The following is a 13,968-nucleotide window of genomic DNA, read 5'->3' as shown; positions in this document are numbered from 1 at the left end:
TCCTATATGATGAGTGAAAGGTAGCCTTCAAGGCTCCAGATATCCATATCTACTGTAATTGATGACTTGTTGAGAGAAGAATAAACGATAGATTGATCGTCTTTTTCTCCCCGTTCTATTGCGAGGTAGTTCTGCGCGCCACCATCAATAATTAGCTTTTTAGCTGACTCAGAAAGCGCATAAGTGATAATGGTTACAGGTGTCTTTTGCCTCAGGCACTTCACCATAAGCTTCGGTTGGATATGCTCATCATTAAATCCGTAGCCAATACAAAGGTAAGAACCAGCCTCACTGATAGCCAGATCAGAATTGTTGATAATTGATCGGAAAGGCTCCAGATGAGTTTTTTGGTATTTCTGGGTACCAGGGGTGACGATCTGCGGCTTATAGTCTTTCGGTATCTCTGGGATATTTGAAAGTGCGACAGTATCCCCCATAGGTGACTGGAACCAATCCAGAGATCCATGGACTTTCCAGATATTAACCCTACGGGAAGATGTAATTTCTGTTGGAGCTGCAAGTTGCCGGAAGAAGCCGTGTGTAAAACCGGTGTAATGATGAATACGCATATGATCGCAAGCGTACTCAATCAAGCGATCATAATTTGTAGTGATTATATTTATCTTCCTGAGACTGCTTCTAAACATATGCTCAAGAAGACGACTCAATGAAAACATCCCGCTATCCTGAAGACTCTTCTGAAAAATTTCTATATCCTCAGAATTGATTAGCGACCAAGTTGCTTTAACTATTCTGGACGTCAGCTCTTCAGAAGTTGCCACTTGGTGCAGGGCGGATTCTAAGTCTACGCCGCTATCCAAAACCTGGCAGAAATGTTTCCAGGCCTCTAACTCAGGAGATGATAGACCTGAAACGTCGGTTTGCGCGATGAGATGCTTTGCAAGCGACCGCATTCCGGACATGCCATATGCAGCCGAAGCACCACTGCCCATAATAATGACTGGTGCCTTTCCGTAATATTCCTGCGCTTGTTTTTGATAGTTCAAATCAGGCATGTCATTTTCCTTATTATTGCCCCTGCATCTTTCGGTCAACTGTATTCCGCTTCGACAGCGCTTACTTCCCCTATCTCTTCAAGCCCCCTCTCGAATGGCACTCACTCTATATCAAAAAGTTTACATCCGCTGTAAGCCATCTCTTACAAACCCGACCCCCCATGTCTACCAACCCACCCATGAAATCATTACGCCATCAACCACCCACAAAAAAGCCCGGCATCGCCGGGCTTTCGCTATTAACTATTCACTATTAATTATTAACTGCTTTTATTCCACCGTCACCGACTTCGCCAAATTCCTCGGCTGATCCACATCCGTCCCCCGCAGCACCGCCACGTGGTAGCTGAGCAACTGCAACGGCACGGTGTAGACGATCGGGGCAATGGTTTCCGGTACCGCTGGCATGTTGAGCACGTGGATGCCTTCGCCTTCTTTCACGTGGGCGTTTTTGTCGGCGAAGACGTAGAGCTCGCCGCCACGGGCACGGACTTCCTGCAGGTTGGATTTCAGTTTTTCCAGCAGCTCGTCGTTGGGGGCCACGGAGACCACGGGCATGTCGCTGTCGACCAGCGCCAGGGGGCCGTGCTTAAGTTCACCGGCGGCGTAGGCTTCAGCGTGGATGTAGGAGATCTCTTTGAGCTTGAGTGCGCCTTCCAGTGCCACCGGGAACTGGACGCCACGGCCCAGGAACAGAGCGTGGTGTTTTTCCACGAAGTGTTCGGCCAGTTTTTCGATGGGTTTGTCCAGTGAGGCGGCCTGTTCAATCAGGTTGGGCAGCTGGCGCAGTTCGGCGAGGACCTTTTCAATCTCGCTGTCGGCCAGGCCTTTCTGGCGGCCCAGGGCCAGCACCATCATCAGCAGGCCCGCCAACTGGGTGGTGAAGGCCTTGGTGGAGGCCACACCGATTTCCGGGCCGGCCTTGGTGAGGAATACCAGTTCGGATTCGCGCACCAGGGAGGAGCTGTCCACGTTACAGATGGCCAGACGGCCCACGTAGTTGGGGGACTGGGTATCACGCAGGGCCGCCAGGGTGTCGGCGGTTTCGCCGCTCTGGGAGATGGTGACAAACAGGGTGCCTTCCGGTACCACGTGCTTGCGGTAGCGGAACTCGCTGGCCACTTCCACCTGGCAGGGAATGCCGGCGATGTCTTCCAGCCAGTAACGGGCCACCATGCCGGCGTGGTAGCTGGTGCCACAGGCGACGATCTGGACGGTTTTGACCTTGTCGAAGATGGCTGGGGCTTTTTTGCCGAAGGCGTGGATGAGGGTCTCTGGCGATTCGATGCGATCTTCCAGAGTCTTCTGGATGGCGGCCGGCTGCTCGAAGATTTCCTTCTGCATGTAGTGGCGGTATTCGCCCTTTTCGGCATCTTCGTGGGTGCCATCGAATTCGTGGGCTTCACGGACCACGGAATCGCCGTCGGCATCGACGATGCGCACGCCGTCGATGCTGATTTCTGCCTGGTCGCCTTCTTCCAGGAAGATAAAGCGGTTGGTGACCGGCAACAGGGCCAGCTGGTCGGAGGCGATGTAGTTTTCATCGATGCCGAGGCCGATCACCAGCGGGCTGCCTGAACGCACGGCGATGAGTTTGTCGGGTTCGGATTTGTGGATCACGCCAAGGGCGTAGGCACCATCCAGTTTTTTCACCACTTGCTGTACGGCGGTGAACAGATCCACCCCGGTTTCCAGCGCCTGATGCACCAGGTGCACGATCACTTCGGTATCGGTTTGCGAGGTGAACTCGTAGCCTTGCGCCTGCAGGTTGTCTTTCAGTTCCTGGAAGTTTTCGATGATACCGTTGTGGACCAGGGCCAGATCGCTGCCGGACATGTGTGGGTGGGCGTTGGCTTCGGAGGGCTTGCCGTGGGTGGCCCAGCGGGTGTGGGCCACGCCGGTAAAGCCGGCGGCACTCACTTCACGAACGGCGTCTTCCAGGCCGCCTACCTTGCCCTGACGACGCACGCGGGTGATGCCCTTGTCGTTGAGCAGCGCGACACCGGCGCTGTCGTAGCCGCGGTATTCGAGGCGCTTGAGGCCGGTGATCAGGATGTTGCCTACGTTACGCTGGGCGATGGCGCCGACGATTCCACACATGTGTTTTCCCTAATATCGCTCGTTGGGCTGGCAGGCTTCGCCGTGTTGCCAGTCCCATCGCCATGCAAGCATGGCTCCTACAAAACCGATTGTGCCCTTATTTCTTGCTCGGGCGTTTCCAGTTGGCCACGTTGCGCTGCTGGCCACGGGCGACGGCCAGGCCATTGTCTTCCACGTCCTTGGTGACCGTGCTGCCGGCGCCCACGGTGGCATTTTCGCCGATGGTGACGGGCGCCACCAGCGAAGAGTTGGAGCCGATGAAGGCACCGTCCTTGAGGACGGTCTGGAACTTGTTCACGCCGTCGTAGTTGCAGGTAATGGTGCCGGCACCCACGTTGACGCCCTTGCCGATCTGGCTGTCGCCGATGTAGGTCAGGTGGTTCACTTTGGAGCCCTCACCCACGTAGGACTTCTTGGTTTCCACAAAGTTGCCAATCTTGGCCTTGTCGGCCAGTTCGGTGCCCGGGCGCAGGCGCGCATAGGGACCGATGGTGCAGGCATCGCCGACCACAGCGCCGTCGATAAGGCTGTTGGCTTCAATCACGGTACCGGCGCCGATGTTGGCATCACGGATAAAACAGTTCGGCCCAATGCTGACGCCCTCTTCAATGGTCACGTCGCCTTCCAGCACCACGTTCACATCGATGATCACATCGCTGGCAATCTGCACGCTGCCACGGATATCCAGGCGGGCCGGATCACGCAGGGTTACGCCATCACGCATCAGGGATTCAGCCTGGGCCAGCTGGTAAATGCGCTCAAGGCGGGCCAGCTGGACACGATCGTTGACGCCATCCACTTCCCAGGCGAATTGCGGCTGCAGGGTTTCCACGGTAAGACCGGACTGCACCGCCATGGCGATTACATCGGTAAGGTAGTACTCACCCTGGGCATTGTTGCTGGACAGCTTGGGCAGGCAATCGGCCAGGAAGCTGCGCGTGCAGGCGAGTATACCGGTGTTGATCTCGGGGATGGCCAGTTCGTGTTCGCTGGCATCTTTCTGTTCAACGATTCGCTGCACGTTGTTCTGGCCATCGCGAACGATACGGCCATAGCCGGTGGGATCGTCGAGGGTCAGGGTCATCAGGGCGAGGGTCTTGTCGTCCACGCACTCGACGAAGTCACGCAGGGTTTCCGGGCGAATCAGGGGGACGTCACCGTAGAGTACCAGCACGATATCTTCGTTGATGGCGGGCATGGCCTGGGCGACGGCGTGGCCGGTGCCGAGCTGCTCGGCCTGTTCGGCCCACTGCAGGTTGTTCCCGGTGACAGTGGCCTGCACCTTGTCACCACCGTGTCCGTAGACCACCACGGTGTTGTCGGCATTCAGGCTGCCTGCTGCATCGACAACGTGCTGCACCATGGCTTTGCCCGCCACTTCGTGCAATACCTTTGGCAAGGCGCTCTTCATGCGTGTGCCCTTGCCCGCTGCCAGAATAACTACTGCTAGACTCATACCCTGTCCTTCTTGTTGACCCGCGTGATCCGGCCCGTTCCTGGTCCGTGTTCGATCCCGCCTCAAACGTTATCCCATCACACAAACAAAAAAGGGTAGCACTCGGCTACCCCCTTCTGTGTTGAAGAATTGCAAAAGATGCTTACCGCCCTTTTTTCTTCAACTGTTGTATTGCACGCAACTGGGCAACCGCCTCGGCCAGTGTAGCGGCGGCACGGGAGTAATCCATTTCGGAATTCTTCCCTTCCAGCGCTTCTTTGGCGCGCTGTTTTGCCTGCTCGGCAGCAGCTTCGTCCATGTTGTCGGCACGTTCTGCCGTATCCGCCAGTACAGTCACCAGCTTCGGCTGCACTTCCAGGAAGCCGCCGGATACGTAGAACACTTCTTCTTCACCATTCTGCTTCTTCACCCGTACCGGGCCCGGCTTGAGCCGGGTCAGGAGCGGGGCGTGGCCCGGCATGATACCGAGGTCACCTTCCACACCGGAAGCTACCACGATTTCAACCAGGCCGGAGAACAGCTGGCGTTCTGCACTTACAATGTCGCAATGCACGGTCATCGCCATTTGCTTGTCTCCCGGTGGAGGTTACTTGCTACGCTTGTTGTAGGCTTCTACCACTTCGTCGATAGAACCCTTCATGTAGAAGTCCTGCTCCGGAATGTGGTCATAGTCACCGTTCAGGATACCGCGGAAACCTGCCAGAGTATCCTTCAGGGAGACGTATTTGCCCGGGGAACCGGTAAATACTTCTGCCACGAAGAACGGCTGGGACAGGAAACGCTCGATCTTACGGGCGCGGGATACGACCTGCTTGTCTTCTTCAGACAGCTCGTCCATACCCAGAATCGCAATAATGTCCTTCAGTTCCTTGAAGCGCTGCAGTACAGACTGAACGCCACGAGCGACTTCATAGTGCTCGGTACCGATAACCAGCGGATCCAGCTGACGAGAGGTGGAATCCAGCGGGTCGATCGCCGGGTAGATACCCTTGGAGGCGATGTCACGGCTCAGTACCACGGTCGCGTCAAGGTGAGCAAAGGTGGTGGCCGGAGACGGGTCAGTCAAGTCATCCGCAGGTACGTATACGGCCTGTACGGAGGTGATGGAACCTACCTTGGTGGAGGTAATACGTTCCTGCAGAACGCCCATCTCTTCCGCCAGAGTCGGCTGATAACCTACCGCAGAAGGCATACGACCCAGCAGAGCGGATACTTCGGTACCGGCCAGGGTGTAACGGTAGATGTTATCTACGAAGAACAGTACGTCACGACCTTCGTCACGGAACTTCTCGGCCATGGTCAGACCGGTCAGCGCCACACGCAGACGGTTACCTGGCGGCTCATTCATCTGACCGTAAACCAGGGATACCTTGTCCAGTACGTTGGAGTCCTTCATTTCGTGGTAGAAGTCGTTACCCTCACGAGTACGCTCACCCACACCCGCAAACACGGAGTAACCGGAGTGCTCGATCGCGATGTTCCGGATCAGCTCCATCATGTTTACGGTTTTACCTACACCCGCACCACCGAACAGACCAACTTTACCACCCTTCGCGAAGGGGCAAACCAGGTCGATTACCTTGATGCCGGTTTCCAGCAGTTCGTTGGTGGCTGCTTGCTCGGCATAAGTCGGAGCAGCACGGTGAATCGGCATACGCTCTTCTTCACCGATAGGACCGGCTTCGTCGATCGGGCGACCCAGCACGTCCATGATACGGCCCAGGGTCTTGGTGCCTACCGGAACCTGAATCGGCTCACCAGAGTCAGTCACGCCGAGACCACGCTTCAGACCTTCGGTGGAGCCCATGGCGATGGTACGGACAACGCCGTCGCCCAGCTGCTGCTGAACTTCCAGCGTAGTTTCAGTACCGTCCACGGTGAGGGCGTCATATACCTTCGGTACGTTTTCGCGCGGGAATTCCACGTCGATAACAGCACCGATGATCTGAACAATACGACCGCTACTCATGCTTGCATCCTCTTAACTTGCGTTTTTGCCGCGTCTATCTGCTGACAGATCAGACCGCAGCAGCACCACCAACGATTTCGGAGATTTCCTGCGTAATTGCAGCCTGGCGTGCCTTGTTGTACACCAACTGCAGATCACGAATGATGTCACCGGCGTTATCGCTGGCCGCTTTCATCGCGATCATACGCGCTGCCTGTTCACAGGCGTTGTTTTCTACTACGCCCTGATACACCTGGGACTCGATGAACCGAACCAGCAGTTCGTCGAGCAGCTCCTTGGGGGCAGGCTCGTAAATGTAGTCCCAGTGACGCTTCAGTTCTTCATCTTCTGACGCTTCAAGCGGCAGCAGCTGAATGTTCTTGGGCGCCTGGGTCATGGTGTTCACGAACTCGTTGTACACGATGTACAGACGGTCGATCGCACCGTTGTCATAGGCATCCAGCATTACCTTGATGGAACCGATCAGATCGTTCAGGTGAGGAGTATCACCCAGACCGGAAACGGTCGCTTCCACCGTGCCGCCAACACTCTTGAAGAAAGAGACACCCTTGGAGCCCACTACGCAGTACTGGGCCTTGGCGCCTTGTTCTTCCCACGCTCTCGCGCTCTTGACGACATTCTTGAGCAGGTTCACGTTGAGGCCACCGCAGAGACCCCGGTCGGAGGTCACTACGATGTAGCCAACGTTCTTTACTTCCCGCTCTTGCAGGTAGCTGTGCCGGTATTCCAGATCAGCATTGGCCAGATGGGCAACCACCTGACGCATGCGGCTGGCGTACGGCTTGGAAGCCGCCATACGCTCTTGTGCCTTACGCATCTTGGAAGCTGCCACCATTTCCATTGCACGGGTAATCTTCTTCGTGCTCTGGACGCTGGCAATCTTGCCTTTGATCTCTTTACCGCTGGCCATAGGAAGTACCTTTTATCAGCGAATTACCAGGTCTGGGTGGCTTTGAACTGATCGAGAGATTCCTTGATCTCGCTCTCGATGTCGCCGTTGTAGTCACCCTTCTCGTTGATCTTGTCCATCAACGCTTTCTTTTCGCTGTTCATGTAGTCCAGCATGGCCGTTTCGAAGGCGCCGATTTTCTCGATCTCGATACCTTTCAGGTAACCTTCGTTAGCGGCGTACAGTACAACACCCATTTCAGCAACGCTTTGCGGGCTGTACTGCTTCTGCTTCATCAGCTCGGTCACAGCCTGACCATGCTCCAGCTGCTCGCGGGTAGAATCGTCGAGGTCTGAAGCGAACTGGGCAAATGCAGCCAGTTCACGGTACTGGGCCAGTGCCAGACGGATACCACCGCCGAGCTTCTTGATGATCTTGGTCTGGGCTGCACCACCTACACGGGATACAGACACACCGGCGTTCATGGCCGGACGTACGCCGGAGTTGAACAGGTCGGTTTCCAGGAAGATCTGACCATCGGTGATGGAGATCACGTTGGTCGGTACGAATGCGGAAACGTCACCACCCTGGGTTTCGATGATCGGCAGTGCGGTCAGAGAACCGGTCTTGCCTTTCACCTCACCGTTGGTGAAGTTCTCAACGTATTCTGCGTTAACCTTGGCGGCGCGCTCCAACAGACGGGAGTGCAGGTAGAACACGTCACCAGGATACGCTTCACGACCCGGAGGACGACGCAGCAGCAGGGAGATCTGACGATACGCCCACGCTTGCTTGGTCAGGTCATCATAAACGATCAGGGCATCTTCACCGCGGTCACGGAAGTATTCGCCCATGGCACAACCGGAGAAGGGTGCCAGGAACTGCATGGAAGCCGGGTCAGAAGCAGAAGCGGCAACGATGATGGTGTGATCCATTGCACCGTGCTCTTCCAGCTTGCGTACCACGTTGGCGATGGTGGACTGCTTCTGGCCAACCGCAACGTAGATACACTTAACGCCAGTGCCCTTCTGGGCAATGATGGCATCGACGGCTACCGCAGTCTTACCGATCTGACGGTCACCAATGATCAGCTCACGCTGACCACGACCGATCGGAACCATGGAGTCGATCGCCTTGTAGCCAGTCTGAACCGGCTCGTTAACCTCTTTACGCCAGATAACGCCAGGCGCTACCTTTTCAACGGCGTCGGTAACGGCGGCGTTAACCGGACCTTTACCATCAATGGGGTTACCCAGGGCGTCAACAACGCGGCCCAGCAGCTCCGGACCTACCGGAACTTCCAGGATGCGGCCAGTACAACGTACCTTCTGGCCTTCGGCCAGGCTCAGGTAGTCGCCCAGTACCACGGCGCCAACAGAATCCTGCTCAAGGTTAAGGGCCATGCCATAGATGCCGCCCTCAAACTCGATCATCTCACCGAACATTACATCGGCAAGACCGTGAATACGCACAATACCGTCGGATACGGATACCACCGTACCTTCGTTACGTGCTTCGGTGGAGGTATCAAGTTTCGCAATGCGCGACTTGATAATCTCGCTGATTTCGGACGGGTTGAGTTGCTGCATCTCTAATCCCTCAAACTCAAGAGTTCAGTTGCTCTGCCAGACGGTTCAGTCTGCCACGCACACTGCCATCAATTACGGTATCGCCGGCTCGCACCAGCACGCCTCCAATCAGGGACTGGTCCACAGACGTGGTGACATTCACGTCGGTGCCAAGGCGTTTTTTCAAAGCGGCTACCAGCTTTTCGGTAACAGCGTCGTCCATCTCGAAAGCGGAGATCAACTCCACATCGGTGAACTGCTGTTCCGCAGCAAGAAGCTCGTGGAACAGTTGCAGGATGATCGGCAACAGCGGCAGACGCTTGTTCTGCGCCAGCTGCGCAACGAAGTTGCGCCCGCTTTCGTCGAGTTCTTCACCGCAGACTTCTGCAAAGGCAGAAACCTTGGCGGCGTCATCCAGTTCCGGCTGGTCAAGGTAAGCACGCATGCTGGCATCACCTGCCACTGCTGCTGCCAGGCCCAGCATCTTTTCCCACTTATCCAGGGCGCCCTGTTCCTTTGCAAAAACAAAGGCGGCCTTGGCGTAGGGGCGTGCGATGGTGGTCAGTTCAGCCATGGGTTACCCGTAGTCTCAGAGTTCAGCCGCCAGCTGCTCAAGCATCTGCTTGTGCGCATCCTGGTTTACTTCGCCGCCCAGTACCTTCTCGGCACCGCTCAGCGCCAGGGCTGCCACTTCTTTACGCAGCTGCTCGCGAGCCTGATTAACTTCTTGGTCAATCTCAGACTGGGCCTTGGCTACCAGACGCTCACCTTCGGTGCGCGCGGCATCTTTTGCCTCTTCCACAATCTGATTAGCCCGGCGATTGGCCTGATCAATGATTTCGGCCGCCTTCTCTTTAGCTTCTTTGAGATTGGCGGTCGCCTTTTCCTGAGCCAGCTCCAGATCGCGCTCAGCACGATCTGCGGCGCTCAGGCCCTCGGCAATTTTCTGCTTGCGCTCTTCCAGTGCCCGGGAAATGGGCGGCCAGACGAACTTCATGCAGAAGAATACGAACAGTGCGAACCAGATAGCCTGGCCGATGATCGTCATGTTGATGTTCATGCCATCACCTCAATCGCGTTAGGTAATTTACCGGATCAAACGCGATCGATTACTGGAAGATCAGCAGGAACGCGATAGCGATACAGATAATCGGCACAGCATCCAGCAGACCAGCGATGATGAACATGCGGGTTTGCAGCATCGGAGCCAGTTCCGGCTGACGAGCTACAGACTCGAGAAAACGGCCACCCATCATGCCGAAGCCCAGACCTGCGCCGATGGCCGCCAGGCCAGCTACGATAGCAGCAGCAAGAAATTGAATGCCTTCCATCTTTACACTCCCGTTAAGTGCTTGGTTGGTTTAATTAAAAACCGGTTTAAAAAAACTTAGTGGTCTTCGACCGCCATGCTCAGGTACACGATAGTGAGTACCATGAAGATAAATGCCTGCAGGGTGATAACCAGAATATGGAACACCGCCCACGGCCAGGCACCGATAAACTGCCAGGTGCCCATCATGGCGGCCAGCAGAATAAACACAAACTCACCGGCATACATGTTGCCGAACAGTCGCAGACCCAGGGAAACCGGCTTGGCCAGCAGACCAATGGTCTCCAGCAACAGGTTTACCGGGATCAGAATGGTTTTCACGATCGGGTTGCTGGACTCGAAAGGATGCAGAGCCAGGGTACCGATAAAGCCGCCAACGCCTTTGGTCTTGATGGTGAAGAAGATCACCAGCAGCATCACAGAGAAAGACATGGACAGGGTAATGTTCGGATCGGTGCTGGGCACGATCTTGAAGTAGGCTTCCTGGGCAGTCCAGCCGAAGAAGGAAGTCATGATCCAGCTAAAGGTGCCCGGGATAAAGTCAACCGGTACCAGATCCATCAGGTTCATCAGGAACACCCAGCAGAAGATCACCAGTGACAGCGGCGCCACCAGCTTGCTCTTGCCGTGGAAAGAGTCACGAACCTGGGTATCAATAAATTCGATGATGGTTTCGATGAAGTTCAGGAAGCCGGAAGGAACGCCAGCGGTCGCCTTGCGAGCGCCCATCCAGAACAGCAGGCACATGATGATGCCGAGGCCGCCGGACCAGGCAAGGGAATCCACGTGGAATGCCGCGAAGCCCATGTCTTTGGCTTCGTTGCCGTTACAGGCAAAGGTCCAGGTGCTTTCGGTCAGGGCAACCGTTTCACGCCCGTCACACTCACGAACATAGCCTTCGGGCAGTTTGCCATAGGTCAGATTACCCAAATGGTGCTTGATGTACTCGCCCGGAGAGCTACCAGCCATATTGATACCTACAGTCTCAGTCGTTTTGCCCGTCTTGCCCTGCTGTGCGCCCGTCGAGGCGCGCTACCTGAATCCAGCCCACGACCTGGGCGATCAGGAAGCCTAACAGCAGAACCATTGCAATTTTCATTTCCCGGGTTTCAGGGACCTTGGAAAATGTCAGCCAGAACAGCAATAACATGATTGCTATCTTGCCCATTTCCGCCCGTACTGCCGCGGTGGCCATGCGCTTTGGTGCATGGTTTCCGGGGTGCATCCAAATCTGGAAGCCGCCCCAGGCGTATGCGATCAGGCTGATAGTGCCTCCCCAGGCCGCTACCAGGCCGGAAAGCGTTCCGGCCAGCGCCGTTACCAGCAGCGCGAACACCACAATTGCGGCTAGCTGAGCGCGCATTAACCCCCAGAACAATGCTCTGTGGGGCTGGAATTCGTTACTGGTGGTCACCGTGAAGCCTCTGGCTGATGCTATTTGATGCCGCACCAGGCGCAAGGTCTTGGGCACCCTGATCGTTAGCGCGGCGAAGTATATGGAGTTGACACGCAAGTGGCAACCGTAGAGCGTGGATTGTTAGTCAAAGTTAGACCTTGGTGGAAGGCCCGCTTGCTTCAAGGTGTTGCCAGGCCCGAATGGAATGCCATTCACGGACCTGGAAATTTATTTGTTTACCCCGTGCAAGACTTTTCATTCTTCAGGCGAAGGGCGGGGCTGTAAGGTGCTGCTGTGGGAGCGTGCCCGCACGCGAATGGCGGAAATCGCTTGCAGGCACGCTCCCACAAAAGCCAGAGGCAGATTGGGGTTTCAGCGTCTGGCGTCAGGCATCCAGCATCTGGCGTGCTACTTAATGTGCGCCAGGATGCCGTCCAGCTCATCCAGGTTGTTATAGCTGATCACCAGCTTGCCTTTGCCGCCCTGACCGGACTGCAGCTGCACGGGGGCGCCGAGACGTTCAGAGAGATCGTTGACCAGGGCTTTGACGTTCGGATCTTCCTTGGGGGCAGCCTGTTTGGCGGGCTTGGCTTTCTCGAAATCGCGAACCAGCTCTTCGGTTTGACGCACCGACAGACCTTTGGCCACCACGGTCCTTGCCGCTTCGATTTGTTTGTTGCCCTCCAGCGCCAGCAGGGCGCGGGCATGGCCCATTTCCAGATCGCCATGCTCCAGCAGCTTTTTCACATCCGACTCCAGTCCCATAAGACGGAGCAAGTTGGTGACCATGGCGCGGGATTTCCCCACCGCATCAGCCACTTGCTGGTGGGTAAGGCCGAATTCTTCTTTCAGCCGGCCCAGCGCAATGGCTTCTTCCATTGGATTGAGGTTTTCCCGCTGGATATTTTCAATCAGCGCCATGGCGATGGCGGCTTCGTCCGGCACTTCGCGGATGACCGCCGGGATGGTATCCAGCTCGGCCATTTTGGCCGCGCGCCAGCGGCGCTCACCGGCGATAATTTCGTAGCGCTTCTCGCCGAGAGGGCGCACCACGATGGGCTGCATCACGCCCTGGGCACGGATGGATTCGGCCAGTTCTTCCAGCGCGTCCGGGGACATGTCACGGCGTGGCTGGTAACGGCCACGCTCCATGTATTCCACCGGCAGGTGGCGCAGGTCGCCGTCACGGGGCGGCTGGCTGGCCGGGTCCTGTTGCGGCTCTGCCTGAATACTGACTTCTTCCTGGTGACGCTGCTGGTAGGATTCGTTGCTGCTGAGCAGGGCATCCAGGCCCTTGCTGAGACCGCGCTTACGCTTTACCGCCATGGTTAATCCTTAAATTACGCTGGACGCCAGGCGCCGGACGCCTGACGCGCAAAAACGATTCCGGTCGGCTGCCATCATGATGCCGCGGCCGGGGGACTCTTGAGCGCCTGTTCGCGGCGCAGGATCTCGCCGGCCAGGGCCAGATAGCTGACCGCACCACGGGACTTGGGATCATAGGTGATCACCGGTGCGCCGTGGCTGGGGGCCTCCGCCAGCCGCACGTTACGCGGAATAATGGTGCGGTAGACCTTGTCACCGAAGTGGCTGATCAGCTGATTGGACACATCGTTGGACAGACTGTTGCGCGGGTCGTACATGGTGCGCAGCAGACCACCGATGTGTAGCTTGGGGTTGAGCACCGTGCGGATCTTTTCGATGGTGTTCATCAACGCAGTGAGGCCTTCCAGGGCATAGTACTCGCACTGGATCGGCACGATCACCGAGTCCGCCGCGGTCAGCGCATTGACGGTGAGCATGTTCAAAGACGGCGGGCAGTCGATGAGAATGTAATCGTAACGATCGCGAATCCGGGCCAGCGCATTGCGCAGGCGGAATTCGCGCGATTTCATATCGAGCAGCTGCACTTCTGCCGCGGTCAGATCCCCATTGGCGGTGATCAGGTCGAAACCGCTGTCTTCCGGCGTGGCCACGATGGCCTGCTCGGTGGGCACCTCGTCACAGAGGACATCATAAATGGTGTATTCGGTGTCGAACTTGTCTACCCCGGAGCCAGTGGTCGCATTACCCTGGGGGTCAATGTCCACCAGCAACACCCGTTTGCGGGTGGCGGCCAGTGATGCGGCCAGGTTAACACTGCTGGTCGTCTTCCCCACGCCGCCTTTCTGGTTCGCTACGGCAAATACGGTGGTCACGCTGTTCTCCTTGATAGTACGCCTGACGCCAAAGGCTGGTCGCCGG

At 56.6% G+C, this 13,968-nt stretch carries 14 protein-coding genes; all 14 read right to left on the bottom strand.

Annotated elements, in window-relative coordinates:
• Positions 1-2: 2 nt before the first annotated feature.
• Entirely contained in the window at positions 3-1,016 is a 1,014-nt protein-coding gene (locus GFN93_RS03040; RefSeq protein ID WP_153498937.1) for an SIR2 family protein, read from the bottom strand.
• A gap of 270 nt (positions 1,017-1,286) precedes the next feature.
• Positions 1,287-3,116 carry a glutamine--fructose-6-phosphate transaminase (isomerizing) gene (glmS, locus tag GFN93_RS03035; protein WP_153498936.1) on the bottom strand — a complete coding sequence of 610 codons (1,830 nt, stop codon included), beginning with the start codon at positions 3,114-3,116 and terminating at the stop codon, positions 1,287-1,289.
• A gap of 97 nt (positions 3,117-3,213) precedes the next feature.
• On the bottom strand, positions 3,214-4,572 hold the full coding sequence (gene glmU / locus GFN93_RS03030; RefSeq protein WP_153498935.1) for a bifunctional UDP-N-acetylglucosamine diphosphorylase/glucosamine-1-phosphate N-acetyltransferase GlmU: 1,359 nt from the start codon (positions 4,570-4,572) through the stop codon (positions 3,214-3,216).
• A 142-nt stretch (positions 4,573-4,714) separates the two neighbouring features.
• Positions 4,715-5,137, bottom strand: coding sequence for a F0F1 ATP synthase subunit epsilon (locus tag GFN93_RS03025; RefSeq protein ID WP_022985898.1), 423 nt, complete (start codon positions 5,135-5,137; stop codon positions 4,715-4,717).
• A 21-nt stretch (positions 5,138-5,158) separates the two neighbouring features.
• Positions 5,159-6,541 carry a F0F1 ATP synthase subunit beta gene (atpD, locus tag GFN93_RS03020; RefSeq protein WP_153498934.1) on the bottom strand — a complete coding sequence of 461 codons (1,383 nt, stop codon included), beginning with the start codon at positions 6,539-6,541 and terminating at the stop codon, positions 5,159-5,161.
• A gap of 49 nt (positions 6,542-6,590) precedes the next feature.
• On the bottom strand, positions 6,591-7,451 hold the full coding sequence (gene atpG, locus GFN93_RS03015) for a F0F1 ATP synthase subunit gamma (RefSeq protein ID WP_153498933.1): 861 nt from the start codon (positions 7,449-7,451) through the stop codon (positions 6,591-6,593).
• A 23-nt stretch (positions 7,452-7,474) separates the two neighbouring features.
• Positions 7,475-9,019, bottom strand: a complete 1,545-nt coding sequence (gene atpA / locus GFN93_RS03010; RefSeq protein WP_153498932.1) for a F0F1 ATP synthase subunit alpha — start codon at positions 9,017-9,019, stop codon at positions 7,475-7,477.
• Between the two features lie 16 nt (positions 9,020-9,035).
• Complete coding sequence (locus tag GFN93_RS03005; protein WP_153498931.1) at positions 9,036-9,572, bottom strand: F0F1 ATP synthase subunit delta; 537 nt, start codon at positions 9,570-9,572, stop codon at positions 9,036-9,038.
• A 15-nt stretch (positions 9,573-9,587) separates the two neighbouring features.
• Entirely contained in the window at positions 9,588-10,058 is a 471-nt protein-coding gene (locus tag GFN93_RS03000) for a F0F1 ATP synthase subunit B (protein ID WP_153498930.1), read from the bottom strand.
• A gap of 49 nt (positions 10,059-10,107) precedes the next feature.
• Positions 10,108-10,329, bottom strand: coding sequence for a F0F1 ATP synthase subunit C (atpE, locus tag GFN93_RS02995; RefSeq protein ID WP_007151035.1), 222 nt, complete (start codon positions 10,327-10,329; stop codon positions 10,108-10,110).
• 56 nt (positions 10,330-10,385) lie between these two features.
• Positions 10,386-11,297: a F0F1 ATP synthase subunit A gene (gene atpB / locus GFN93_RS02990; protein ID WP_153498929.1), complete on the bottom strand. Its 912-nt coding sequence runs from the start codon at positions 11,295-11,297 to the stop codon at positions 10,386-10,388.
• 16 nt (positions 11,298-11,313) lie between these two features.
• Positions 11,314-11,742, bottom strand: a complete 429-nt coding sequence (locus GFN93_RS02985; protein WP_328594174.1) for an ATP synthase subunit I — start codon at positions 11,740-11,742, stop codon at positions 11,314-11,316.
• A 390-nt stretch (positions 11,743-12,132) separates the two neighbouring features.
• The gene (locus GFN93_RS02980) at positions 12,133-13,050 is read right to left on the bottom strand and encodes a ParB/RepB/Spo0J family partition protein (RefSeq protein ID WP_153498928.1); all 918 of its coding nucleotides are present in this window, start codon (positions 13,048-13,050) and stop codon (positions 12,133-12,135) included.
• Between the two features lie 74 nt (positions 13,051-13,124).
• Positions 13,125-13,922, bottom strand: a complete 798-nt coding sequence (locus GFN93_RS02975) for a ParA family protein (RefSeq protein WP_328594173.1) — start codon at positions 13,920-13,922, stop codon at positions 13,125-13,127.
• Between the last annotated feature and the right edge of the window lie 46 nt (positions 13,923-13,968).

The sequence above is a fragment of the Alcanivorax sediminis genome, assembly GCF_009601165.1.
Classification (GTDB): Bacteria; Pseudomonadota; Gammaproteobacteria; order Pseudomonadales; family Alcanivoracaceae; genus Alcanivorax; species Alcanivorax sediminis.
The sequence above is the reverse complement of the archived record's forward strand: the minus strand, read 5'-3'. Positions and strand labels throughout refer to the sequence as shown.

Coding starts and splice junctions, on each gene's coding strand:
- GFN93_RS03040 (WP_153498937.1), bottom strand. CDS start 1,016: ATGCCTGATTTGAACTATCAAAAACAAGCGCAGGAATATTACGGAAAG.
- glmS (WP_153498936.1), bottom strand. CDS start 3,116: ATGTGTGGAATCGTCGGCGCCATCGCCCAGCGTAACGTAGGCAACATC.
- glmU (WP_153498935.1), bottom strand. CDS start 4,572: ATGAGTCTAGCAGTAGTTATTCTGGCAGCGGGCAAGGGCACACGCATG.
- GFN93_RS03025 (WP_022985898.1), bottom strand. CDS start 5,137: ATGGCGATGACCGTGCATTGCGACATTGTAAGTGCAGAACGCCAGCTG.
- atpD (WP_153498934.1), bottom strand. CDS start 6,541: ATGAGTAGCGGTCGTATTGTTCAGATCATCGGTGCTGTTATCGACGTG.
- atpG (WP_153498933.1), bottom strand. CDS start 7,451: ATGGCCAGCGGTAAAGAGATCAAAGGCAAGATTGCCAGCGTCCAGAGC.
- atpA (WP_153498932.1), bottom strand. CDS start 9,019: ATGCAGCAACTCAACCCGTCCGAAATCAGCGAGATTATCAAGTCGCGC.
- GFN93_RS03005 (WP_153498931.1), bottom strand. CDS start 9,572: ATGGCTGAACTGACCACCATCGCACGCCCCTACGCCAAGGCCGCCTTT.
- GFN93_RS03000 (WP_153498930.1), bottom strand. CDS start 10,058: ATGAACATCAACATGACGATCATCGGCCAGGCTATCTGGTTCGCACTG.
- atpE (WP_007151035.1), bottom strand. CDS start 10,329: ATGGAAGGCATTCAATTTCTTGCTGCTGCTATCGTAGCTGGCCTGGCG.
- atpB (WP_153498929.1), bottom strand. CDS start 11,297: ATGGCTGGTAGCTCTCCGGGCGAGTACATCAAGCACCATTTGGGTAAT.
- GFN93_RS02980 (WP_153498928.1), bottom strand. CDS start 13,050: ATGGCGGTAAAGCGTAAGCGCGGTCTCAGCAAGGGCCTGGATGCCCTG.